Raw genomic sequence first — 25,291 nt, forward strand, 5'->3', positions numbered from 1 at the left:
ATAAAAATATCATTTTCTATTTTTTTAAAATAGTAGTTGACAAAACACAGATTAAGTATTATATTTTAATTACAGTAATTGTTATTGTTATTATTTTAATAACTGTTCTCATTTAGAAATGAAAGGGGGATTCCCGATGGCATCATTAAAGTACAGCCGACAGCGAGAATGCATCCGTCATTACTTAATGGAAACGAAGGAACATCCTACTGCTGACTCGATATATATGCATGTGAAGCAGGAATTTCCCAATATCAGTCTTGGAACTGTCTACAGGAATCTGAACCTTCTCACAGATATCGGAGAAGCGGTAAAGATATCTACTCCTGACGGAGGAGACAGATTTGACGGAAGACTTGAGCCGCACAATCATTTTCTCTGTACGAAGTGCGGACGATTACTGGATCTGGATATCGATATGCACAGCCTTGAAGAAGTCAACCGCCTTGCGGCGGAAAACTTCGATGGCGTCATCACATCCAGCACCACGCTGTTTTACGGTGAATGCAGTGACTGCATTAAAAAGTCATAACAATAAAAGTTCAAAAAGAAAAGGAGAGAAACATCATGAAAAAATGGGTATGTACAGTTTGCGGTTATGTTTACGAAGGAGAAGCTGCTCCGGCAGAATGTCCGGTTTGCCACGCACCGGCTGAGAAATTTAAAGAGCAGACAGGCGACAGAGAATGGGCCGCTGAGCACGTTGTCGGTGTGGCACAGGGCGTAAGCGAGGACATCCTTGCTGATCTGAGAGCAAACTTTGAGGGCGAGTGCTCTGAAGTAGGCATGTATCTGGCTATGGCAAGAGTCGCGCACAGAGAAGGATATCCGGAAATCGGACTTTACTGGGAAAAAGCTGCTTACGAAGAGGCTGAGCACGCCGCGAAATTCGCTGAACTGCTTGGAGAGGTCGTAACAGACAGCACAAAGAAGAACCTTGAGATGCGTGTAGACGCTGAGAACGGCGCTACAGCAGGCAAATTTGACCTGGCAAAACGCGCGAAAGCCGCCAACCTTGACGCGATCCATGATACCGTTCATGAAATGGCAAGAGACGAGGCCCGTCACGGAAAAGCATTTGAGGGACTTCTCAAGAGATATTTTGGCTAAACCCTGTATTTCATAATAGAATATAATCAGGAGGATACAATATGTCCAAATATACTGGAACAAAAACAGAAAAAAACCTGATGGAGGCGTTCTCCGGTGAATCACAGGCCCGCAACAAATATACTTATTATGCTTCCGCGGCCAGAAAAGCCGGTTTTGTACAGATGGCAAATATTTTTGAAGAGACCGCGAATCAGGAAAAAGAACACGCTAAAATGTGGTTCAAAGAATTCCACGGCATCGGAAACGTAGAGGAAAATCTGGCGGACGCGGCTGCCGGTGAGAACTATGAGTGGACAGACATGTATAAGAGGATGGCTGAGGAGGCCGAAGAAGAAGGTTTCCCGGAGCTTGCCGCGAAGTTCCGCGGTGTCGCTTCAGTAGAAGCGGCTCATGAGAAACGTTATCAAAGACTCCTGGACCACTACCGCGAGGGCAAGACCTTTAAGGATGAGGCTCCCCTTGGGTGGAAATGTGGCAACTGCGGGTATATCTACGAGGGCGACGAAGCTCCGGAAATCTGCCCGGTATGCGCTCATCCAAGAGCCTACTTTGAGAGAAAGGCTGAAAATTACTAAAAAACACTTTTTCAGAAATTATTGATCTTTCGTTCCCGGATCATTTATTATTCAGAAAGATTTTGCTCCTGCAGGATGCCTTTCTGATATGGTAAATGATCCGGGAATTTTTTATCCTGTCTGACAGGATCCTGCCTCCAGTAACTTTAATTTTTCCGCGCGGCTCATGTGCTTGATCGCCCACTCTCTGCGCATGGCCTCTTCTTTTGTCATAAATTCTTCCCAATATACAAGAGTGACCGGCCGGCGGGATCTGGTATACTTCGCGCCTTTTCCCTCATTGTGGTCTTTTATCCTTTTATCCAGATCGTTGGTCCATCCAGTATAGAATGTTCCGTCATGGCAGCGGACCATATAAGTATACTTCATATTCTGCTCCTTCTTTCGATACTTATATAATATCATATACGGCAGAATCCGGAAAATAAAAACAGGCAGAACCGGGAAAATTTCCTCTCCCGGTTCCACCTGTTTCCGTTTTTATACGCGGCAGTCTTATTCCATGAAGTTCATCGGATCCACCGGTGATCCGTCTTTGAGGATCTGAAAATACAGATTTGGTCCTTCCACGCTGTAATATCTGGTAGGTTCGTTCAGGTTTCCGACCGTCTCTCCGGCGTTGACATAATCGCCCACGGCCAGGGGAACATCTGTCAGCTGACCATATACGGCAGTATACCCATTTCCCATATCAAGGGTAACCGTTGTCCCTGTCTGCGCGGTCTCTTCAATATTAGTCACGATACCGGCAGCGGATGCGCCGATTGTCTCGCCTACTTCGCCGCCGATGATCATTGCCGGATTATACTGATACTGTTCCAATGTCTGAAAAAATACTGTCTGATCCATGCTGTATCCCATGATCACCGCTCCGCTGGCCGGCCACGCCAGAGTACTCTCCTCACTGAACCATACGCCTGATGTATCTGTACCGGTCACTTCCGCATTCTTCAGATCTCCGGCAGCGCTGTCTTGTATATCTGCCTCCTGGCTGCTTTCTGTCAGATCCTCACTCTCATCTGATGTATCCTCGTCTGCCTCCGGGAGCACGATATCATCTGTTGTCGTCTCCTCTGTATTTTCTTCTGTAAGCTTTTCTGCCTGCTCGTCCGCCTTCGCCATCTGTTCTTTGATATCCCTGCGGTAATTACTGAAGGTATATGCTCCAACTAACGCTATGACCGCGACAAAACAGATCACGATGCCGACCGCGGCGCCCTTTCCTTTAAGGAATGAGGGTTTTTCATTCTTGTTCATTTATCATCACCTCTGGCTATATTTTTGCCAGAAAGCGCCTGTATTATTCTGCATATTGAAAAGATTTCCCTCCGCGTTAAAATACTTCTGTTTCCTGGATATCTTTTCTTATCTCGGTCCCTTCAAAGAAAAAATCCAGGATCTCTTCGTATGTTTTTCCTTCTTCCGCCATTTTGTCCGCAGTCCACAGACTCATTCCCAGTCCATGTCCCTTTCCTGTTGTCGTGATCTTGATGCCTTTTTCCTCTTCGCTGAAAGAAAACGCGCTGGACGGAAGCGACAGCGCGTCCCGGAACTGATCCCCCGTACATATGGTATTCCCGATCCTCAGACTTTGTACATAGCCGGCAGAATCACTGGACTGGATCTCAAAATCAGCAAAAGTGTATCCTTTTTCCGCCTGATCTCCGTCACTGGCCGCCACAAGGAAATCTCTGCACAGCTCCTGGATCTCTTCGTATGTAAAGGAAAATATCTGGATCTCATCTTCCGCTTCTTTGTCAAGCGGACATTCCCGGACGGCTACATAGGGATACTCCTCTGTCCCCAACGCCTCCGCGGCGCTCCTTGTCTTTCCGCAGCTGGACTGATGAAAAGGAGTCCACGCGTATGTTCCATTGTACTGAAGCACTGTATCATCTGTCTCCTCCACCGCCCGGACATATTTTTGATAGTACTCTTCAAAATCTTCTGCTCCCCATTTCTTCTGCATCTCTTCCCAGGTCAGATACTCCATGTCCAGTACCTTTGGTTCCCCGCTGTCCGAAGTGCCTGTGTCCTGGCTGCGGTAAAGCTGGGTACGTATCAGCACCGCCTGTGCCTTCAGAGCTTCCGTTTCGCAGTCTTTTGGAACTTCTCCGGCAAGGATCCCTGTCAGGTATTCTGTCCATCCGATCTCTGTCACTTTATCCGTTTCCTCTGTATCTGACACCTTTACATAAAAAGAACCTCCGTCTTCCGTGGTCACATCCGCTCCGTTTACAAATACAGAGACAATATAAGGAAGCAGGATCAGAATAGTAAGAAAAGCGGCCAAAGACCGGAATTTCTGCCTGATCACATATCGATTCATAAAAACAGCCCTCCATATTTCATCATATGAAGGGCTGTTCTGTGTCATACCTTTGTTTATGGATTCTCCGGCGGCTCCGGACTTTCTTCCGGATGGACCGGAGGCGCAGGCGGTTCCGGGTTTCCTTCCGGATGGACCGGAGGCGCAGACGGTTCCGGATTTCCTTCCGGATGGACCGGAGGCGCAGGTGGTACCGGCGGTTCCGGAGGTGTCAGTCTGGGCTCCATTCCGGGATTAAAAGGTTTATTTCTCATGGCAAACATACAGAAGGCGCCATAGAACGGTATGATCGCCGAGAGCACAGAATGTACGATAGCCATATTGTGAGTGGTAAAATTCTCGAAGATCTGTGTATTGATCAAAATCGTAAGTGTACTGTGGATTCCTGCATATACCAGCAGCAGTGCGATCATAAAGAGATACAGCAGCAGGATCAGCATAATGCTGCCCGCTCCTATTCCGCCGGAACCTCTGCCCACAGCAAAAGCTCCAAAGACAATGGCTCCGACTATTACAGCGACGAACACGCTTGTTATCACTCCATAGGCAATCGGAAGGATCAGGTTCCATATGCCCGGGTTCTTGATCTTCCTGCTTTTAAGTGAAATTTCTCCTGCCAGTTCGCCATGAAAATAGTCCCTCGCGAACGGAACAAATGCCAGCCAGGAATTATTTTTCCCCATACGCTTTCCGATCGTGTAAAGACCTACCGAATGGAAAATATAGTCTACCAGTACAAAGATCAGTGCCACTGTGAGCACGATCAGATAAATAGACAGGATCGCGGCCGCAAGCGCGTCGCTGCCGCTGCCCATCGGATAATCATATTCATAGGTATACTCAAAATTCATATTTTCAGCCTCCTTTCTGTTTTCCTCCCCGCGAGACCGGGGCCTGGCACATCCTTATTCTTCCTGTCCGGACGGAACATCCACTTTCTCCAGATGCCAGATATCCCTGACGTATTCCTCAATGGTCCTGTCTGAAGAAAACTTTCCGCTGCACGCGGTATTCAACATAGCCATCCTGGACCATCTCTGCTGGTCTCTGTAAGCCTCCTCCACTCTCTTTTGGGCATCTGCGTAGGAGCGGAAATCTTTCAGGATAAAGTAGGTATCCGCCCTGTCTGTACACTGTGTGTTGAGCAGAGAATTGTAGAGATTTCTGTACATATTATGGTCGCCGTGTGAGTAAGTCCCATCCATCAGCTGGTCAACTACGCGCTTTAACTCCCAGTCATTGAAATAGATATCTGTGGGATTGTAGCCGCCGTTGTTCTCATAATTGATGACTTCCTCTGAGCTGAGCCCGAAGATGAAGGCGTTCTCCTCGCCCACCTCCTGGACGATCTCCACATTGGCGCCGTCCATGGTCCCCAGCGTGGGAGCCCCGTTCAGCATGAACTTCATGTTTCCGGTTCCGGAAGCCTCCTTGGACGCAGTAGAGATCTGCTCACTGACATCCGCTGCCGCAAAAATGATCTCCGCGTTGGACACCCGGTAGTCCTCAATAAATACAACTTTCAGTTTCCCATTGATGCTTCGGTCATTGTTGACCACATCCGCCACGGAGTTGATCAGCTTGATCGTCTCCTTGGCCCTGAGATATCCTGCTGCCGCCTTTGCTCCGAAAATAAATGTCCTGGGATAGAAGGACATCTCGGGATGCTCCTTGATCTGATTATACAGATACATAATATGCAGGATATTGAGAAGCTGACGTTTGTATTCATGGAGACGTTTCACCTGCACATCAAAAATGGAGCGGGGATCAACATCAATTCCGTTGTGTTCTTTAATATATTTCGCGAGACGGACTTTGTTCTGATACTTGATCTGCATAAATTCACGCCTTGCGTTCTCATCATCTACATAAGGTTTCAGATCCGAGATCTTAGACAGATCCGTGATCCAGCCGTCCCCGATCTTTGCCGTGATCCAGTCAGCCAGCAGAGGATTGCCATGTGCCAGGAAACGCCTCTGGGTGATGCCGTTTGTCTTGTTGTTAAATTTCTCCGGCATCATTTCATAGAAGTCTTTCAGCTGCTGAGTCTTCAGGATCTCTGTGTGAAGCTTTGCCACGCCGTTCACGGAGAAACCTGCTATGATCGCCATATTCGCCATGCGCACCTGTCCGTCCATGAGAATGGCCATTTTCTTTACCTTCTGCTCATTGCCCGGATACATCTGGCGCACCTGGATCAGGAACCGGCGGTCGATTTCCTGTACGATCTGATAGATACGCGGAAGAAGACGGGAAAACAGGTCGATCGGCCATTTCTCCAGAGCCTCTGCCATGATCGTATGGTTTGTATAGGCACAGGTCTTTGATGTAACATCCCACGCCTCTTCCCATGTCAGCCCTTCCTGATCGATAAGCAGGCGCATCAGTTCCGGCACGGCCACTGTCGGATGAGTATCATTCATCTGAATGACCACTTTTTCATGAAGTTTGCGTATATCGTCATGTTTCTTCTTATATTTCGAGATCATTGCCTGGAGGCTCGCAGATATGAAGAAATACTGCTGTTTCAGACGAAGTTCCTTGCCTGAGTAATGATTGTCATTGGGATAAAGTACATCGACGATCAGTTTCGCAAGGTTCTCCTGCTCCACAGCCTTGTGGTAGTTTCCTCTGTCAAATTCATCCAGCTTAAAGTCTGTGATCGCCTTTGCGTCCCATACACGCAGCGTGTTCACTACATGGTTTCCATATCCCACGATCGGCATATCATAGGGTATCGCCAGAACCGACTCATAATTTTCCTGGATAAAGATATCTTTTCCGGTCTCCGGATCTTTCTCAAAACGGATATTTCCTCCGAAACGGACTTCCTTCGCATACTCATCCCGGCGCAGTTCAAAAGGATTTCCTTCCTTCAGCCAGTTATCCGGGACCTCTACCTGATAGCCGTTTTCGATCTTCTGTTTAAACATGCCGTACCGATAACGGATGCCGCAGCCGTAAGCCGGATAATTCAATGTGGCCAGCGAATCCAGAAAACAGGCCGCAAGACGTCCCAGCCCTCCGTTTCCAAGCGCCGGATCCGGCTCCTGATCTTCGATCGCGTTCAGATCAATGTTCATTTCCGCCAGGGCTTCTTTTACTTCTTTGTATGCGGTCATATTGATCAGGTTGTTCCCCAGGGCACGCCCCATAAGAAATTCCATGGACATATAATAAACGATCTTCGCGTCCGCTTTGTCATAAGCCTCCTGGGTCGCCAGCCAGTCATCGATGATGACTTCCTTCACTGAGTAGGACACTGCCTGAAAAAGCTGCTGCCGGGTGGCCTCATCAATGGTCTTTCTGTAAAGAGTCTTTACATTTTCTCTGACCGACTCCTTAAAAGCTTCTTTATCAAATCTTTTGCTGTACATGTTATTGATCTCCTTCTTTCTCAACACCCATTGTAACCGCTTCACCGTTGATCTTCCAGTCCTTTACGAAGCCTGCCGGCTCTGCTTTCACAATCTCGTCCGCGAGGACTTCCCCGCTGATCTGAGTGCCGTATTTCTCAAAGATTTCTTCTGCCTTCCCGCTTCCGCTGTAAGTCACGCGGATCCGGTCCATGACCTCAAAGTCAGCCTCTTTCCTCATTGTCTGTACTTTGCTTATGATCTCCCGGACAAACCCTTCCTCCAGAAGTTCCTGTGTCAGGTTTGTATCCAGAACTACCGTGATGCCGTTATCATTCTCAGACACGTACCCCTCCACCTGGGCGGTCTCGATCAACAGATCCTCCTTAAAAAGGGTGATCTCCTGTCCGTTCACGTCAAGTTTCAGGGCTCCCGCGGCATTGATCTCATCCATGGCCGCGTTTCCGTCTATATTGTCAAGGGCCGCTTTGATGCCACCTAACATTTTACCATATTTCGGCCCCACTGTCTTTAACTGTGGTTTAAAACTATATGAAGTAAAATCTCTTACATCGTCCGTAAATTTAACATTCTTCACATTCAGTTCATCTGCCACGATATCCTGATAGAAATCAGAAAGGACAAAATCCGCTTTCACGAACATCTGGCCGATGGGCTGGCGGTTCTTGATATTGGACGCGTTCCTGCAGGCGCGCCCCATGACCACCAGCTTAAGCACCCGGTCCATATCCTGCTCCAGCTCTCTGTCGATCTGCTCTTCTTTCACCTCCGGGAAGAGACACAGATGGATGCTCTCCGGCGCGTCCGGATCAATGCTGCGCACCAGGTTCTGATAGATCTCCTCTGTCATGAAGGGGATCATGGGCGCCGCCGCCTTGGAAACGGTGACGAGGGCTGTATACAGTGTCATGTACGCGTTGATCTTATCCTGTTCCATCCCCTTTGCCCAGAAGCGCTCACGGCTCCTGCGGACATACCAGTTGCTCATGTCATCCACAAACGCCTGCAGCGCGCGGGCCGCCTCAGGGATCCGGTAATTGGCAAGGTCGCCGTCCACTGTTTTTACCATGGTGTTCATCTTGGACAGAAGCCATTTATCCATTACCGTCAATTTATCATATTCCAGTGTGTATTTTGTGGCGTCAAAATTATCAATATTCGCGTAGAGCACAAAAAACGCGTAAGTATTCCAGAGCGTCCCCATGAACTTTCTCTGTCCTTCCACGACTGCCTTCCCATGGAACCGGTTAGGCAGCCAGGGGGCACTGTTGACATAGAAATACCAGCGGATCGCGTCTGCTCCGTATTTCTCCAGAGCATCAAAAGGATCTACCGCGTTCCCCTTGGACTTGCTCATCTTCTGGCCGTTTTCATCCTGTACATGCCCCAGGACAATGACATTTTTATAGGGCGCTTTGTTGAAGATCAGAGTGGAGATCGCCAGCAGAGAATAAAACCATCCTCTCGTCTGATCCACCGCCTCGGAAATAAAGTCCGCCGGGAACTCTTTCTCGAACAGCTCCTGATTCTCAAAGGGATAGTGATGCTGTGCAAAAGGCATGGAACCGCTGTCAAACCAGCAGTCAATGACCTCCGGCACCCGGTGCATCTGAGCGCCGCACTTCGGACATTTGATCGTAACTTCATCAATATACGGACGGTGCAGCTCGATGTCATCCGGGCAGTTATCCGACATTTCCTTTAACTCGGCGATGCTGCCGACAGAATGCATGTGCCCGCACTCGCACTCCCAGATATTCAAAGGTGTTCCCCAGTAGCGGTTCCGGCTGATGCCCCAGTCCTGGACATTCTCGATCCAGTCGCCGAAGCGGCCTTTGCCGATGCTCTCCGGGATCCAGTTAATGGTATTGTTGTTGGCGATCAGGTCATCCCGCACGGCGGTCATCTTGATAAACCATGACTCACGGGCATAGTAGATCAGCGGTGTGTCGCATCTCCAGCAGTGGGGATAGCTGTGCTCAAACTTCGGCGCGTCATAGAGCAGACCTCTCGCGTCGAGATCCTTCAGCACTTCCGGGTCCGCCTTCTTCACAAACAGACCCGCGAAAGGAGTAGACTCTGCCATGTTTCCCTTTTCATCCACCAGCTGGACAAAAGGAAGATCGTACTTCCTTCCTACATTGGCGTCATCTTCACCAAAAGCAGGCGCGATATGGACGACCCCGGTACCATCCGTCAGTGTAACGTACTCGTCACATACGACATAGAAGGCTTTCTTATTCTGCTTCGCGGCAGCGTCCGCCGCGCACTGGAAGAGCGGCTCATATTCTTTATATTCCAGTTCTGTCCCTTTATAAGTCTTAAGAATCTCATAAGCCGGCTTCCCGTCTTCCGCCAGCTTGCCGAGCACCGTGTCCAGAAGCGCGCAGGCCATATAGTACGTATGACCGTCCGCCGCCTTTACTTTCGCGTAATCCTCCTTCGGATGCACGCAGAGTGCCAGGTTGGACGGAAGCGTCCAGGGCGTGGTGGTCCATGCCAGGATATATGCGTCTTCTTCCTTTACCTTGAATCTCACGATGGCGGAACGCTCTTTTACATCCTTATATCCCTGCGCTACCTCCTGGGCAGACAACGGTGTCCCGCAGCGGGGGCAGTAGGGCACGATCTTGAATCCCTTGTACAGAAGCCCTTTCTCCCAGATCTTCTTGAGCGCCCACCATTCAGACTCAATAAAGGAATTATGATAGGTCACGTATGGATGCTCCATATCAGCCCAGAATCCTACAGTTGCTGAAAAATCCTCCCACATGCCTTTGTATTTCCAGACACTTTCCTTACATTTCCCGATAAATGGCTCCAGTCCATACTCTTCGATCTGATCTTTTCCGTCCAGGCCCAGAGACTTTTCCACCTCCAGCTCCACCGGCAGGCCGTGTGTATCCCACCCTGCCTTCCGGGGCACCATATATCCCTTCATGGTACGGTACCTGGGAATCATGTCCTTGATGACACGGGTCAGCACATGACCGATATGGGGCTTTCCGTTGGCAGTCGGCGGCCCGTCATAGAATACATAACTTGGACAGCCTTCCCGCTCTTCCATGCTTTTTTCAAAAATGTGATTATCATCCCAGAATTTCTCAACTTCTTTCTCTCGTCCGACAAAATTCATATCAGTGGGAACTTTCTTGTACATTTTTCCATTCCTTTCTGTTCATTTTTTATGTCCCGATACTTCGTTCCCGTACCGGAATGTGTCCCGGATGGAAACAGCAGGCATCGGAAAGAATCCTGGATGGCTTTTTATCATATAAAGCAGCCCGGAAGGCCGTTTCATATGATAAAAAAGGCTTTCGTCCTGTAATAGGACGAAAGCCTGGTTCTCTCGTTTTACCACCTGTTACAACATACTTGGATACTCTGTCTCATCCCGTGCTGCCGGCCGCCGCTCATCTGTCATATGGCTGCCCCGCCATGGCCTGTGTACAGGGATCCGTATATGGCGCCCCTTAACGCGGGACTGACGTCGGCTCTTATTCTGTCAGGGCGGCACTGTCGCCTGGTCATTTCGGATGCCGCGGCTCGGGAGTGATCTTTGATAACCTTCTACTTGTACCGGGCTTCCACCTTCCCCGGCTCGCTGGAACGTTCAAACAGCCACTACTGTCTCCGTTTTCGCCTTTTCAGTGTAAATTTTATGCACAGACATATTATAAGTAGAAACTCCTGATTAGTCAAGAGGCAGAAATCAGCCTTTCTGCAGTCTTTCTTTTGCCTTTTCAAGCAGCTCATCAGAAACCCCGGAGTATTTTTTTATATCTTCCGGAGACATGCCTCTTTTCAGCATAGCTGCCACCAGTGAAGTCTTTCCTTCTTTTTTTCCTTCCTGATAACTTTCATCCCGTATCGTCTTTTCATATTCTTCCTGATCAAAACTTGTCAAAATCATCCCTATGACCTCCGCTCTGTTCTTCATCAGGATATCGCTCAGGATATTCTTCTCAATACACTCGTCTACTGTCTCCGCCACTGCTTCCTTCAGAGGCCGCCCGTTTCTGATCTTCTCCCTGACCCCGGCAACAAGGATTGCATATTCTTTCAGTTTCCCGCATCTGTCCATCAGCGTTTTATTGTGGCCGTAGTTGACATTGAGCATCACTGCCGTGCATTCCAAAGCCGGCTCCCTGTCCTTCTGTACATATGCGTCGGAAAGTTTCAGCTTCGATCTGTCCGGCTCTGCGGCCGTGCCGTTATAGAATACGATAAACTGTGGCGTGGGCAGTTTGATCCGGGTCCGCCCGTAAATGCGGATCTTCTGTGACTCTGCATAACCTTCATAAAGTCTGCTGAAGTAAAACAGCCCCCGCAGGGGAAGATTCGGGCACTGGGTGCTGTTATGCTCGTACAGGTTCATCGTCCCGTCAATGAGAAATGACCGGTCGTTTCTCATTCCCAGATAGATCACATCCTCCAGTGTATTCACTTCCAGTGCCTCCGGATCTTTATAATCCGTACCGTTCACCGCATTATAGAGCTCCAGCAGATCCTCTTTCCTCTCAAAGACCTTGCAGAAGAGCCTGTCTTTGTACTCCCGGTTCACCTGATCCGATATTCTGTTGTAATTGCCTGTTTCCATCTGTACCTCCATTATAAATCTTTTTTCTTCTCTGGCAAAGCTTTTCATGTCAGATATTTTAGCGATATTTTTCTGTGTTTGATTCCCGGGATTTTTTCTGATCCACCTGTGGACCGATCAGGCAGAACGCCTTTCTGTGACAGCTCAAGGATAGCATTTCCATGCCGGCTGGGCAATGTGTTTTTTGTTGATAATCCATTTATTTTGTTGACAGATCGGTGGATATCTCAGATGGGCCGTGATACTGTATGATCAGCAGTGTTTTGAAATTTACCTGAAAATGGAGAATGGCAATCATGCCATTCTCCATTCCTGAAATAAAGGGGGACATTTTAATTTTTCTTTGTCTTCTTTGTGATCACAATGGATACTGCCGCAATGCCCGCGATACCGATGATCACGAACAGGGCGATGCCCATGCCTCCGGTCGTCGGAAGGGTGAACCCTTTATGGTTCTCCACCGCGATGATCGCGGTTCCGTTCTCCGTGTCGATCCTGGATACATAGGTGCCGGTAGTCTCATCCACTTCCTGACCGTTTACTTCCAGGGTAAACGTGCCGTCTGCCGCGTCTGTGGCTGTGATCTTCACCTTGATGGGATCCGCCAGAAGCGTGTAGCCTGCCAGCGCTTTTGTCTCTTTCAGATAGTAGGTGCCTTCGTCCAGGCCTTCAAAACAGAGTTGCCCATTAGAACCTGTGAGTTCCAAAGTACCAATCTGTGTTTGGAGTTCCGAATCTTCATACAAACCAAACTGTACGTTCTGCAGAGCCTCTCCACCCGCATTTCCAGCCTCTTTGGTAAACTTTTCTACCATGATATTAAAGGTATATACATTTACCACCGGAGTTGTCGGCGTCACTTCTTCTGTGGTGCCCGGCTTGTTGTTATATGTAAGTGTCGCCTCGTTTCCAATTCCGCCGGTTCCGGCTACTGCGTCTTCCGTAATTTGGGCGTAATAGGTAACGATCACCTCTTTACCTGGATTGGCCTTGATATAGTCCTCTGCAAAGTCAATTGTCAGATCCGGAGTATCACCGGTCTGATCCCCGGCAGTAAGGGTATACGTGGAATCGCTCTCCGTTACCTCTCCGGCATCGACAGTTACTTTGATCGGATGAGTCACGTCATTCTGGATCTCCAGTCCGTCACTCATTACGTCGGTAATACGGAAGGTCACGGTCTGATCAAAGTATTCCTCCGGATAATCCGGAATTGTCGTCGTTATCTGATACTGTACGAAATCGCCGATCGCAACGGTATCGTCTCCACCTACAACTTCTTTCTCAATCCCGATTCCTTTGTTTTTCGGAGTCGCTGTCACATCATAGATCCAGGCATCTCCGGCGTCATTGGTAGACGGCACTGCGATCAGGAATGGGCTTCCTGCAGTATACCCCTCCGGAGGCGTGGTCTCTACTACCAGGTAGTATCCAAGTCCCAGCCCTGTAAAACTTGCCACTCCATTCGCCTCTGTCGTATCCGTACGGACATCTTCCGCACTCGCGGACGCGGTTACCAGCTCATCGATCAGAGCCTCGATCTGCTGAGCGGAATAGTTGCCAAGAGCATCTGGCCTTACTCCATCCAGAGCTGTCTCAAAAGCTGTCTCAACTGTGTAAGAAGCATAGCTGCCGTCAGAACCCGGTGTCAGGCTCATGATCTTGTAGATCGTGTACGTAGCGCCTGACAGGGGTTGCTGCTGATCGTCCTGCCTTGTAATGGTGATGCTTCCTGTTGTGGTCTGTCCATCGATGATGGAATCTGCCTCTGCCGTCACCGGGGAGAACACTGCCGCCCCTGCGAAGGCTGTGGCCCCGATCAGACACAGGGCCAGGGCTCTTGCCGCCCATCTTGTTCTTCTGCTCGTTTTCATATTCTTTCTCCTCTCTTTCCTATGAATCTGAGCGTTTCTGTGCTGCTTGTTTATGAGTTCCATTGTAGGTTTATTTCTGTTTCTTCCCCATCCTCCACAGGATGAAGATCAGGGCTGCCAGGGCCAGCAGGGCCCCGCCGAAAATCCAGGCATTCCCACCGGTCAGCGGAAGGGTGAAGTTCCTGCTGTTGTAGATCTTCACATGGACCTCGTCATTGGATCCTGTGTTCTGTACGATATGGATCTGGTCGTCTTCCTCCTGGGAGGTAACGCTGTTCCCGTCCACCGTCACTCTCATGACGCTCCCTTCCCAGGTCACGTCCAGCTTCACCGGGTTCGCTAGGAGCTGATACCCCTGTGGCGCTTTCGTCTCCACCAGATAATAGGTCCCGGTCTTTAAGTTCTGTACGGTGATCTTCCCATCTGAGCCTGTGATGTAGGGGTCTGCCTGCACCGGGTTGTTCTCCAGCTCATCCCGGTACAGCATGAACTCTGCCCCGGAAAGGGGGCTCCTGTTCCCCCGGTCCTCTTTCGTCAGGTACAGGTCGAAGAGTTTTGCCGTATACTGGTTGGTAAAGGTGAAGCTGACATTGCTCCCACTCTCCCCCAGAGTTCCTTCCAATACCGCCTTTTTGGCTTCATATTCATATCCCGGGTCCAGTTCCTCCACCTGGTAGTATCCCGGGAGCAGCCCTGTGAACCGGGCTGTCTCGTTGGCTTTCAGGGTAAACTGTCCTTCTCCGTCTGTCCGGTAGGTGTTCTGGGATGTCCCGCTCTCAATGCTGTAGACCGCCCCCTCTACTGGCTGGTATCCTTTATCCTCCTGATACCTCAGGACAAAGGTAAACTCCTTCTGCTCCAGGGGAGCCTCCCCGTCCAGGTTTTCGATCACTTTTGTGACCGAGAGGGAAGCAGGGGCTTCCTTATTCACGAAGGGCAGCACTTCCACTGCGTCAGTGACCGTCTTATCGGTGTATCCTTCCACGCTTAATGGCAGGGTCTGGATGTAGTTCGGGTTCGCCGTTTCGCTCACGTTGTACACCGTTCCTGCCGGGATCCCGGTGAAGAGAGCGGTCTGCCCGGCCTGCAGGGTGAAGGTCCCGTTTTCATCGGTGGCTCCCGTAACCTGGGTCCCCTGTCCATCCGTTACCGGCTCTCCTCCGGTAGTATAGAGCAGGTAGTCTGCTCCCTCCCATACGCTCCGGTCCTCATGGGTCAGGAGGAAGGTAAAGGCATCCTCAGGGGTGCTCCCGTCCTCCATCCGCTTGCTCACCGCGAAGGAGGCGCTGGCGTTGTTGAAGTTCTCCAGCACTGCTCCCCCTGTTCCGGTGGTCCCTTCCCGGACCGCCTCCCCGGTGCATCTCCAGTCTTCCAGTCCTTCCGCGTCTGTGTCTTCCGTGATCCGATAATCTACATCCTGTGGGATCTCCGGAAACTCGGCGGCCTGTCCGCCTTTCAAGGTGAACCGTCCTTCCCCGTCCGTGGTCCCGGTCCCGATCTCCAGTCCGGTGGCCAGGTCCCGGATGGTATAGTTCTCCTGGCTGTAGGGCTTCCCGTCGATCTCCAGAATGAAGGGGAAGTCCGGGGTCTCCGGCGCTTCATACCCCTCCGGGAAGGAGATGGTCTTTTGAACCACCATCCGGGTGGTCCCGCCTCCGCCTCCAATGGTGTTGGTGAAGGCCGCCCAGGCTCCCTGGGCTCCCACAGTACCCACCGCGGCGGCCCCTCCGGCGGGCCGGGTCTGGACCCATCCCTCAGAAGGCACTTCCGTAACCTCATAGGCCACGCCGGTGCCTACATATTCAAACTTGGCGGTCTGTCCGGGCTTTAGGGAAAAGGTCCCGGACCGGTCCGTCTTCCAGGGAACGTTGTTCCCGTTGGTATCCTTGTCAAACACTTCTGTCCCGGAGGCGTCATAGAGACGGTACTCCATCCGGTTCACCAGTTCCCCGTCCAGGCGGAGGATAAAGGTGAAGGACAGGTCCTCCGGCACTTCATATCCTTCGGAGAGGCTCTCCACCTCCTTGGTGACAAACAGGTCCGGCGTCTCGTTCTGGGCGTTCTCAAAGACTACCCGGGGTGTGGATTCCGATCCTGGGGCGTCATCCCCGGCAGAATTTCCATCGGCCCACACGGGAAGGGCTGTCCCGGCCAGCAGGCAGAGGGAAGCCAGGAAGACAACAGTTTTTTTGATATACTTTTTCATTTCTTTTGTGGGGACCGCTCCAATCGGCTATTGAATGTTCTATAACATCCGCATCTCATTGCCTAACGGAACAGTGTCGTAGAAACACAATAGTCCCGCTCCTCCTTTCTTTCCTCGATAAACTACTGCCTGAGCCAGATGACCTCGCCGCCTTCCCAGCCCCATGGGGCGCCGGTGATGGCGTCGGGTGTGTTGTCAACGGAGATGGAAGTAAAATTAGTTCCTTCAAAAGCACTGTCGCCTATATTTGCTACTTCCTTCGGAATTATTAGTTTTCCATAAAGTCCTTCGCAACCCATAAATGCATAGTTTTCTATTATTTTTAACGTGCTTGGTAATGATAGCCTACCAGTAGGATACTCTCCACCCAGATAATTTTCAGCAAACGCACATTCCCCGATACTTAATACACCTTCTGGAATATTCAAGTCTCCTGAAATCAGAGGACAATTATAAAAAGCATAATCGCCTATACTTGTTACTCCTTCCATAAGTTTAAGCCTTGTGAACTGAGTACATGATTGAAAAGCATAATCGCCTATACTTCCCCCTGAAATTTTTATCTCTCCTGTAAGACTGTCACAGCCAGCAAAGGCATACTCTCCTATCGTTGCCGCCGGAACTTCCAAATCTCCTTTCAAATGTGTACACGAATCAAATGCCATATTACCTATTCTTTCTATACTATCTGGAAAATGGATTCCCGTAATTTCACTCTCCTGAAATGCACTGTTTGCTACTCCTGTAACCCGATATTCTCCTCCTTCCCAGATGATATACTCTGGTATCGTCACATCTCCACTGTTCAGAACTACCTCCTGCCCGGTCTTAGCATCTGTTACTCCTGTATTAACCATTTCCTGAGTGATATCAATTTCATCAACTACTGTGAACGTAGTTGTACCTTCAAGTCCTCCTTCTGTCCAATACACAGTAACTTCTCCTGATGATCCTGCTAACCAACTAGGAATAGTTTCCGGGTCCAAAGTAAATTCCTCTGATGTCAGCTGTATTCTTCTCCCATCAGAGTAGATTACATTCACAATAAAATTGTCTTTATCCAGAACCTCTCCTGCAGTTACCCGGTTATCCTCCATCCGTACGTCCAATTCTGCCGGTATCACTTCCGCCGTTGGCTGGATCAACATTAGATTGTCTCCCAGTTTTGTAACCCGATTCTCCGGCGTGCCGCTTAAGTTCTTCAGTACATGGTCTGCCTTCAGTTCCTCCCGTACTGTCCATACCGTTTGGTCGGGGAGATAAAGCCGGGCATACTGACCTGCTTTCAGGATGATTTCTCCTCTGGCTCCGGTCACATCTGTTCTGATCTCTGCGTCTGTTGCCGTATCATATACCGTATAGGAGATCCCTGCCCCCGGCCTTGTAGCCAGGATATCGTCCGCACTTGATACCAGTTGGCTTCCTCCTCCCGGATTTAACCTTGCAACAATCTCATCCGAAGGGCTCTCTGCGCTGTCCCGCGAAATCGAACCTTCTGAGTGACTCTGATCCTTTATGGATAATACCTGTTCCAGTATCATGGTAAAATCTGTGTCTGACGGATTTTCCATCTTTTTCTCAATTTCTACCGGAGTCGTCCGATTGGAGTTTACAAAAGCGTTTCCATTTTTCTTATATAGATTTTGTCCAGTACTAATTTCCAAGCCTGCCCCATCTCCACCCGGATCATCTGAGCCAGAATCTATTCTGCGTCCGGAACTGATATCTCCTGATTCTTCAGCTTTATCAGGGTCTCTATGGTCACTGTCTACAGTATTGCCGCCAAAACCATATCCCGCCAACAGTCCCCAGCTTTCATCTGACTCTTCCGGAACTTCCACTACTCTGTAATCTCCTGCCTTTGCTCCTTCATATAAATTTATAGAAACATCGGCTTCTGTAAATCTGACACTAGGATATCCATTTGCTGCTTTTGTGAGGGTAATCTTCCCATCTGATCCTGTCGTAAGTATACGGTCGCATGTCGGGATCCCTTCCGCAGATGTCACATAATCAACCCCTTCTGACGGATTCCAGGTCATTCCGTCATACTGTTCCACCCTCCAGACCAGTTTCGCGCCTTCCGGCACTTCATCTGATCCCAGAGTCATTTTTTTATAGATCTCAGAAGCAATCGTTACAGTAGATATCTCATTAATGATCTTAGCTATCGGCTGCTCTTCCAGCGTACCGCTTATTGGCCGGTCTCCAGCCGGCTCTTTCTGAGATACTGCCTTCCATGACATGTCTGGTAGCACAATGATCCCTCTGCTTTGAGGATCCTGATCAGGCGCCAGCATCTGGATTGTTGGCACAATGATCCTGTGCTGATCTTCTTCGGACTCGGAAAGCCGATAAGATACCACCCCTTCCAGGGCAGAGTCCGTGATCAGCACGATCTTCCAAGGCATGAGTTCAAAAGAGGACCCTGCGCTCCAGGTCTCTTCTGTTGTCTCTCCCCTCAGAGTATCTATCACCGTCACCTGTGTATCACTTCTGGGCCAGATATATGTATCTCCGGTGCTGTCTGTAGCTTCCAGAGTAAGAGAAACTGCTGCTTCGATCCGGCTGCTCGTATCTGTCCATTCACCGGTTCCCAGATCCAAGCTTCCACCTTTCATCTGTTCTATATAGGTTCGCGCCGCTTCATCCGCCCCTTCGTATTCTTTCGTGATTGCCAGTCCACCCGGTGTTCCATTGATAAAGGTAACTTCACTTCCCTCACTGCCAAGAGTGCCTGTATGGGGCTGCTTCTCTGTCGGATAGATCTGTTTGTAGTCCGAATCTTCCGTTTCCTCTACTTCAAAAGATTCTCCCAGCATTCCCGCCTCTGCCAGCTCTGCAGTCTGCCCGTCCTTCAGGGTGAATGTTCCATCCGCTCCGGTCTGGTACTCCCCGATCACCGAGCCTCCTTCTGTCAGTGTATAAGTATGGTTGCCAAGCGGCTCCCCTTCCACACTGGCAGTCATAGTAAACTCTTTTGCTTCTACTTTTTCCACTTCCGCCTGGTCTGCCCGGTCATAGTTCACGAACTTGGTCACAGACAGGGAACGCATCAGATAGTCATTGATGAACTCCACGCTCCGGCTGCTGCTGTAGAGAGGCATCTCTGCCTCCTGTGTCGTGTTGGCTGCCCGGTAGAGTTCGCCGCTGTTCGTCTCGGTAATGATATAGGTCTCTCCACCCTCCAGTCCCCGGATCCTGACAGTCCTTCCCGCGCAGTCACAGGTAAATTCGCCGTTTTCATTCAACGTCCCGGAGTCTCCCGGCGCGGTGCTCTCTGTTCCGTCGCTGTTTAAGAGAACCCATTCTTTTCCGCTGACCGGTGTTTCACTGTCTCCTTCCACCTTCTTGATCCGGAAGGTAAACTCCTGGGTACAGTCTGACGGATCCTGATGCGTCAGGTTCTTGGTCAGGAGCAGGTCCTTCCACCGGTAGATATTGGTAATGGAAGTAGAGATGCCCTGCAGCGGCACTGTACCTTCCACGGTATCACTATTGCACAGCCAGTTGTCGGATTCACCGTTGGCCCCGCTGACCTCTTTCAACTGATATTCCACTCCAACATCTCCCGGGAAAAGCGCGATGATCTCTCCCGGCCGGATGGTGAACCTTCCTTCTTCATCGGTATATCCCTCTCCGGCTGTACCGAGACTGGTGACTTTCGTCGGGATCCCTCCGTCTGTACGGGCGCTGTTCACATACCAGAACTCCGCGTTGGAAACCGGCGTGTAGGTTCCATCTTCTCCTTTTACACGAAGCTGGAAGGTAAACTCTTCTCCGCTGATATCCACACCTTTGGGTACTGCCTGTGTCTTTTTCTGGGCATACAGCACCGGCCGGTACGTATTTGCTGCCGTCACCGTGCGCACTGCGGCCGTGCCGCTATCGTCCACTGTTTCGTTATCTGTAATCTCTGTTTTCCAGAAGGGATTCTCTTCCTCTTCTATCTGGATCCGCCCGGCATCGGGAAGTTCGGTAAAGACCGCCTTCTCCCCGGCTTTCAGGGTGAGGATCCCGCTGCCGTCTGTGGCATACATCCGGTCTGTCTGCTGGATCCATGCCCCGTCCGTCAGTTTCCACAGCTGATACTCTTTATTGGCGAAAGCTGTCCTCTGTCCGTCTTCTTCTTCATACAGATAGAACTGGAAGGACGTATCCTGCACGGCTTCCGGTGTCTCCCCGGCAAACTCTTTGACCACTTCCAACGTCTCTTCCCGGCCCAGCCTTACTTTGACGGAATTTCCTTCCGAGAGCACTGTCATATCCAGCATTTCATTCTTTGCGTAATAAACAGGACTGTTACAGATATCCGTTTCTGTGTCCGGTATGCTGTCCGGAGCCTGCATCCGGATCTGGAACGAGGCCGCCCGCATATCTTCCAGGGCAAATGCGCCCCCGCCTGCTGCCTGCGACAGATCCACCGCCACTGCCCGGACTTTACTGGCTGTATGTGTGGTCAGGAATTCCCCAGCCGGATACCATCCATAGGCTTCTGTCAGGATCTCCGACGGCTCCTGGCCCTCTGCCGGAAGCTTTGCGTTCCGGTCTTCATTGTAATAGACCACCGGTTCCGCTCCCATTTCCTCCAGTCCTGTGGTATCCACAGACTGGAAGGTTCCATACAATCCGCCATTTTCGGGATCCGCGTTTTCCAGCTGGTCAAAGATCACGATATCTGTCAGAGCCTGACCTCCTGCTGACACGGTAATGTCATAAGTATATCTCTTTCCCGGCCCGACTACGGCACTGTTCTGATAGCTGCCGAAACGATCCGCGTCTGCCCTTACCAGCTTTGTGATGCCCTGCATTCCCGCAATGGCGATATCTTCCTGATCCATTGCGCTGGCATACAGGACGTTCCGGATATCTGTAACGTCATCCTCGTTCAGATCGCCGTCTTTAAAAGGCTCATAATCCCCTGCCAGATCTTGGGGGACGATCGTTCCGTCATCAAAAGCGACTTCGTCCTCTGTCCCGAATAAAGGCTCTCTCCACAGCGGATCCCCTTCTTTATCTTCCGGCATAAAAGCGCTGATATTCGCATTCTCATGAACGACATCCAGATCTTTCCAGTCATAGTAGGCCTGGAAGCTGACGCCCCAGCCTTCTGCCCACATGCCGTCCCGATAGACCTGGGTTCCGTCGCTGTCATATGTCCATCTGCCTTCGCTGTAAACAGCGGAATCTGCCCCCTCATACTGGATATGGAAGATCACCATTGTTCTTCCGCTGCCCCGGTAATCCTCAATGATATCTTTTTCCGGGTCTACCGTTACTGTAACCTGGCTCTGATCCCAGCTTCTGGGCTGAGTCTGATATGACAGATCATTTACATCCCGGATCCGGCCTGCGGTCACTTCTACAGAGGGATCAAAATGCACTCCGTAGGGAAGCAGGTCATAGAAGACCACGTTGTTTCTTCCCGGTGACGGGACTCCGCCCCGTTCCAGTGCCTCCGCTGTTTCATGATCGTAGATGTAATAACCATCGCTGGCCGTCAGACAGTAATTCAGCAGCATACGACTGTTGTCCGGATCATTGCTCCCCTTTACCGTTTTATGGGATTCCGCGTGGGGGATAAGTCCCGTCAGGGTCTTATAGGCGTTATCTCTTGCCGGAAGGACACCATAGAGTTGCTCGGAAGCTTCCCTCAGGCCCGGCTCCTGATAGTTGGGCGCCTCCGTGGGAGCCTCATAACAGTATCTTTTAAACTGTCCGTCCTCAAGTTCCTCTACGATCGTGCCGCACAGATCTTCCAGACGCACATAGTCGCTGTCCGCCATTGCCGCCATTGCCGGAGAACCATGCCGGATCCGCACTTCTACATCAATCGCGCAGTATGTTTCATAGTTGATCGTCTCATGCTCTACTTTGACCCTCCACGGCTGTCTGCTCAACTGGTCTTCAGAGAAACTGTAGAACATCACGCCCGCATTATTCCACGGGACCGTCGCGACCAGCTCCCACTCTTCCGTTTCCGAATCAGCAAACATGGCATAGATCTTCATGTCCTGTGCTACATCGTTCACTTTCTCCGCCGCCGATGTACTGTTTTCCCACACGTCATATCCTGTATCTGCCTGACGGACCGTCACATCGGTAAAGTAATAGTCCTCACTTCCCAGCATCTGCGCTCCGCCTGTCCCTGTCTCTCCCGGATAAGCATACATAAAGTCATCCACCAGAGTCGTCCGGTAGCTGCTGCCTTCTATGTACTCTCCCAGTGTCTGGCCTTCCGTCGGCTCCGTCACATGGGTCAGCTTATATCCCCGGACAGATACTGCGGAGCTGTATGAAAAGCTTCCCGCATCTTCCTGCCGGTCACTGGCGTATTTATAAAGCTCCAGCCAGCCGAAATGAGTGTCCAGTTCCGCTGATGATCCTCCATCTTTGCCGATCTGGATCTCATCCCCTTCATAGGTCCACTCATAATTCGCCCAGTTCCAGGTGGCAGAACTGCTCTTCTCCTGTACGGGATCCTCCCCGTCTGCCGGCGTCAGCCTGACATCGAACTGATTTTCAAGAACCGTCCCTGCCTGCACCTGATTTGCCGGATAAGCGGTAACTACGTAAAGATATCCCTTCAGGGCCTCCTTTTTGCTTCCGTTGATGATCTCTGTATAATCATCTGATACTTTCAGATCCGCATTCAGGCCAAGATAATTCCTGTATCCCACTACCTTTCCTGCCGTGCCTCCGATGATGGACGGAACCTCCCGGATCTCCAGGTTCCACGGCTGGGTAGCCTCACCTTTTAAGTCCACTTTCCAGACCACATACCTGTAGTTATCAAAGTTCTCCCCTGCATACTCCGCCGGGAGCTCTCCTGTAATATAGCGTTCTACCTGAGACTGGGTATAGAGTCCCGGCGTATAGCTCTTTCCCGGTTCGACATAAGCCTTTTTCGCCAGGCTGGTGATCTCAGCGTAAGTATTTACTTTCCCTGTAAGAGGTTCCAGATCCCGTCTTGTTTCTGTCTGCTCTGTCCGGATGAAAATTGTTGGTGTCAGCTCCCACCGGGTCTCATCTTTGATCTCCATCACATCCAGCTGTTTGTACAGTACCTGCCAGGCCGCGCTGGTGCCCGCCTGGATTTCTCTGTAGTTATAGAACACCAGGGTTGTTCCATCCTTGTAGTAATTAAATGGAGTATTCCTGCTGTAGATTGGCTCTTCCTCAGGTGACGCCTGGGGTACCGCGATCTCTGTCGGTGTGACTGGATTTCCCTCACGGTCATAGAGGAGAGTCTCCTGGATGCGGATCTCGACAGAACCGGCGGTGATATCCCTGCTGGTATAGAACTCCATCTGATATTTCAGATTGAAGTCTTCCGACTTCTCCACATCGTATTTGTCATCTTCGTTTACATAGTAAGTGTCAAAGGTCCATTCACTCCCGGAAGCCATACGTTTCAGCCGGGAGTAGAACCCGTTCACATTCAGCTGTTCTACCGTGGCTCCGGCCATACTGTTATCCGTCTGAGCCAGCTGCGCTACGGTCAGGCTGCCGGTAAGACCGGAATTATTTTCTCCCGGCATCTCTGTCTCAGCCTGGCTGTTCTCCTGCGCCTGCTCTTCCGTCTGCCCCTTCACTGGTTCCTGACTGTTTTCTTTCGGAATTTCCCCGGTAAGGTTCTCCTCATTGTTCCCTTGCTCTTCTGTTTCCTCTATTGTTTCTATCCCCACCCCTTGTTTCTCTTCCAGCTCCAGATCCAGTTCCTGTCCGGACTCCAGCTCCAGCGACGGGATCACCGCAAAGTAATCCCTCTCCTTTACCGGCCCTCCGGCAGCTTCCTCCGCTGCCTTCTCATCTTCTGCCATGATCACTTCGTAACCGGCCTCTTCCGGAAGCACTGATGCCTTGTAATCCTCCGGGCAGAACTCCCCGTCCATGCTGATATATTCGATCCGATAGTTTCCCGTTGTCAGTCCTTCTGCCTTAAGGAAACCATCCTCTTCCGATCCTGTTTCTGCCACTGCAGAATTTTCCTCTGAATCCGGATCATAGGAATCCGCGTCGTAGAAACGGATCTTGACCTCTTTCAATACTGTCTTTTGTCCCTGGAGATCTGTCAGACGAACATAACCTTCCAGAGAAAACTCCGTTTCTCCGCTCTCCGTGCTTTCTTCCGGCACTTTCTGTTCTTCAGATGACTCTGACTCCTCCGGACTCACTGAGTCTTTTAGATCTTCTGTCGTTTCTGCTGCTGTCTCTCCTGCCTCTTCTTCGGAAGAAACCGGAGCTTCTTCTTTTATCTCTGTTTCCTCATTCTGTCCTTCTGTTCCGCTCTCCGCAAAAGTTGTCATGGAGGAGGATGTCAGCAGCATTGATGCCGCCAGCAGCGCTGTCAGCGCTCTCCGGATCCTGTTTCCTTTTCTCATCTGCCGTTCCCCCTTTCTCCTTCCTCTTTTTCCTTTTTTAACTCTTTCCTTTTCAAAACCGCAATAGTTATCAACGCCAGAACCGCCGCCGTCAGGACCAGGAGATATCCGGCTGCGGAAGTTTCATCTCCCGTCTTTGCCGCCGTCTTCCCCGGATCCGTCGTTTCTGATTCTACGGGATGGGGCGATGCCTTGGGCTCCGCCTCCACCTCGTAGACCGGGCCTTCCATCTGACCCTCTATTTCTTCCCAATAGGGCAGCTGGACCAGGAAAGGAGAGATCTCTCCATATGGATTGTCCTCTCCCGCCCGGAGCAGATATACTCCCCGCTCCACCTGGTCGAAGAGGAGGCAGCCGCCCTGATCGGTTGTTTCTTTTCTGTCGGGTCCTTTGCCCGCCGATGAAAGAGCGTCCGAAATCTTTTTCGCCGCCTCGTCCAGCGACTGACTGTCCTGGGGATATCCCTTAAGCCCGTATCTTTCATCGAATACAGGAGTTCCATATTCATTCACGGTCCCTACTTTCCATAGACCAAACTCCACCCCTTCACAGGAAGAAGTCTCTGCCCCCAGATCCTTCAAAATGATCCGGATGCTCCCCGGCTCATTTCCTGTTCCCCGGAGTGTTTCTTTTTCTTCCTTCGCGGATACTGGCGCCGCTGCCAGCGTCACTGCCAGCACTGCCGTCAGGACTCCCGCCAGGATACGTCCTCTTTTTCTCCCTTTTTTCTCCATATCTGCACCCTCTTTATTCTCAACCTGTGAAACTGTTCCTGTTTTTCCATGTACTCCGGCACAGCAGACACTGTGCCCACAACATAAGGATTCTTA

At 50.5% G+C, this 25,291-nt stretch carries 14 protein-coding genes; 3 read left to right on the plus strand and 11 right to left on the minus strand.

Going from position 1 to position 25,291, the window contains the following annotated elements:
- The first annotated feature begins 136 nt into the window (after nt 1-136).
- Genes BQ7367_RS03990 through rbr form a run of 3 tightly spaced genes read left to right on the plus strand, consistent with a single transcriptional unit; the run spans nt 137 to nt 1,688 of the window.
- Complete coding sequence (locus BQ7367_RS03990) at nt 137-532, plus strand: Fur family transcriptional regulator (RefSeq protein WP_072524307.1); 396 nt, start codon at nt 137-139, stop codon at nt 530-532.
- A gap of 35 nt (nt 533-567) precedes the next feature.
- A complete protein-coding gene (locus BQ7367_RS03995) occupies nt 568-1,110 on the plus strand; it encodes an NADH peroxidase (RefSeq protein WP_072524308.1) in 543 nt (180 codons plus the stop codon).
- A gap of 41 nt (nt 1,111-1,151) precedes the next feature.
- Entirely contained in the window at nt 1,152-1,688 is a 537-nt protein-coding gene (gene rbr, locus BQ7367_RS04000; protein WP_072524309.1) for a rubrerythrin, read from the plus strand.
- Nucleotides 1,689-1,799: 111 nt separating this feature from the next.
- Here the strand turns inward: rbr and BQ7367_RS04005 are convergent, their stop codons facing one another.
- From BQ7367_RS04005 to BQ7367_RS04060, 11 genes are all read right to left on the minus strand, one after another.
- A complete protein-coding gene (locus BQ7367_RS04005) occupies nt 1,800-2,057 on the minus strand; it encodes a GIY-YIG nuclease family protein (RefSeq protein WP_072526056.1) in 258 nt (85 codons plus the stop codon).
- 126 nt (nt 2,058-2,183) lie between these two features.
- Nucleotides 2,184-2,945 carry a M23 family metallopeptidase gene (locus BQ7367_RS04010; RefSeq protein ID WP_072524310.1) on the minus strand — a complete coding sequence of 254 codons (762 nt, stop codon included), beginning with the start codon at nt 2,943-2,945 and terminating at the stop codon, nt 2,184-2,186.
- A gap of 76 nt (nt 2,946-3,021) precedes the next feature.
- Nucleotides 3,022-4,017 (minus strand): SpoIID/LytB domain-containing protein, encoded by a 996-nt coding sequence (locus tag BQ7367_RS04015; RefSeq protein WP_072524311.1) that lies wholly within the window; start codon nt 4,015-4,017, stop codon nt 3,022-3,024.
- A gap of 56 nt (nt 4,018-4,073) precedes the next feature.
- Nucleotides 4,074-4,868 carry a hypothetical protein gene (locus tag BQ7367_RS04020; protein ID WP_072524312.1) on the minus strand — a complete coding sequence of 265 codons (795 nt, stop codon included), beginning with the start codon at nt 4,866-4,868 and terminating at the stop codon, nt 4,074-4,076.
- A 54-nt stretch (nt 4,869-4,922) separates the two neighbouring features.
- Nucleotides 4,923-7,397: a glycogen/starch/alpha-glucan phosphorylase gene (locus tag BQ7367_RS04025; protein ID WP_072524313.1), complete on the minus strand. Its 2,475-nt coding sequence runs from the start codon at nt 7,395-7,397 to the stop codon at nt 4,923-4,925.
- A 1-nt stretch (nt 7,398) separates the two neighbouring features.
- Nucleotides 7,399-10,557 carry an isoleucine--tRNA ligase gene (ileS, locus tag BQ7367_RS04030; protein ID WP_072524314.1) on the minus strand — a complete coding sequence of 1,053 codons (3,159 nt, stop codon included), beginning with the start codon at nt 10,555-10,557 and terminating at the stop codon, nt 7,399-7,401.
- Between the two features lie 552 nt (nt 10,558-11,109).
- Nucleotides 11,110-11,997, minus strand: coding sequence for an RpnC/YadD family protein (locus BQ7367_RS04040; RefSeq protein ID WP_235837533.1), 888 nt, complete (start codon nt 11,995-11,997; stop codon nt 11,110-11,112).
- A gap of 332 nt (nt 11,998-12,329) precedes the next feature.
- Entirely contained in the window at nt 12,330-13,871 is a 1,542-nt protein-coding gene (locus BQ7367_RS04045; protein ID WP_159431624.1) for a SpaH/EbpB family LPXTG-anchored major pilin, read from the minus strand.
- Between the two features lie 70 nt (nt 13,872-13,941).
- A complete protein-coding gene (locus BQ7367_RS04050) occupies nt 13,942-16,077 on the minus strand; it encodes an MSCRAMM family protein (RefSeq protein ID WP_072524317.1) in 2,136 nt (711 codons plus the stop codon).
- A gap of 122 nt (nt 16,078-16,199) precedes the next feature.
- Complete coding sequence (locus BQ7367_RS04055) at nt 16,200-24,461, minus strand: leucine-rich repeat domain-containing protein (protein WP_072524318.1); 8,262 nt, start codon at nt 24,459-24,461, stop codon at nt 16,200-16,202.
- A complete protein-coding gene (locus BQ7367_RS04060; RefSeq protein ID WP_072524319.1) occupies nt 24,458-25,195 on the minus strand; it encodes a hypothetical protein in 738 nt (245 codons plus the stop codon). The genes BQ7367_RS04055 and BQ7367_RS04060 overlap by 4 nt, the downstream gene beginning before the upstream one ends.
- Between the last annotated feature and the right edge of the window lie 96 nt (nt 25,196-25,291).

The organism is Clostridium sp. Marseille-P3244 (genome assembly GCF_900120155.1).
In the GTDB taxonomy this organism is placed as follows: domain Bacteria; phylum Bacillota; class Clostridia; order Lachnospirales; family Lachnospiraceae; genus Mediterraneibacter.

Excerpts from the sequence above, each read along its gene's own strand:
- BQ7367_RS03995 (WP_072524308.1), top strand. The coding sequence starts at position 568 with ATGAAAAAATGGGTATGTACAGTTTGCGGTTATGTTTACGAAGGAGAA.
- BQ7367_RS04025 (WP_072524313.1), bottom strand. The coding sequence starts at position 7,397 with ATGTACAGCAAAAGATTTGATAAAGAAGCTTTTAAGGAGTCGGTCAGA.
- BQ7367_RS04050 (WP_072524317.1), bottom strand. The coding sequence starts at position 16,077 with ATGAAAAAGTATATCAAAAAAACTGTTGTCTTCCTGGCTTCCCTCTGC.
- BQ7367_RS04060 (WP_072524319.1), bottom strand. The coding sequence starts at position 25,195 with ATGGAGAAAAAAGGGAGAAAAAGAGGACGTATCCTGGCGGGAGTCCTG.
- BQ7367_RS04020 (WP_072524312.1), bottom strand. The coding sequence starts at position 4,868 with ATGAATTTTGAGTATACCTATGAATATGATTATCCGATGGGCAGCGGC.
- BQ7367_RS04055 (WP_072524318.1), bottom strand. The coding sequence starts at position 24,461 with ATGAGAAAAGGAAACAGGATCCGGAGAGCGCTGACAGCGCTGCTGGCG.
- BQ7367_RS04045 (WP_159431624.1), bottom strand. The coding sequence starts at position 13,871 with ATGAAAACGAGCAGAAGAACAAGATGGGCGGCAAGAGCCCTGGCCCTG.
- BQ7367_RS04040 (WP_235837533.1), bottom strand. The coding sequence starts at position 11,997 with ATGGAAACAGGCAATTACAACAGAATATCGGATCAGGTGAACCGGGAG.
- BQ7367_RS03990 (WP_072524307.1), top strand. The coding sequence starts at position 137 with ATGGCATCATTAAAGTACAGCCGACAGCGAGAATGCATCCGTCATTAC.
- BQ7367_RS04010 (WP_072524310.1), bottom strand. The coding sequence starts at position 2,945 with ATGAACAAGAATGAAAAACCCTCATTCCTTAAAGGAAAGGGCGCCGCG.
- BQ7367_RS04005 (WP_072526056.1), bottom strand. The coding sequence starts at position 2,057 with ATGAAGTATACTTATATGGTCCGCTGCCATGACGGAACATTCTATACT.
- BQ7367_RS04015 (WP_072524311.1), bottom strand. The coding sequence starts at position 4,017 with ATGAATCGATATGTGATCAGGCAGAAATTCCGGTCTTTGGCCGCTTTT.
- ileS (WP_072524314.1), bottom strand. The coding sequence starts at position 10,557 with ATGTACAAGAAAGTTCCCACTGATATGAATTTTGTCGGACGAGAGAAA.
- rbr (WP_072524309.1), top strand. The coding sequence starts at position 1,152 with ATGTCCAAATATACTGGAACAAAAACAGAAAAAAACCTGATGGAGGCG.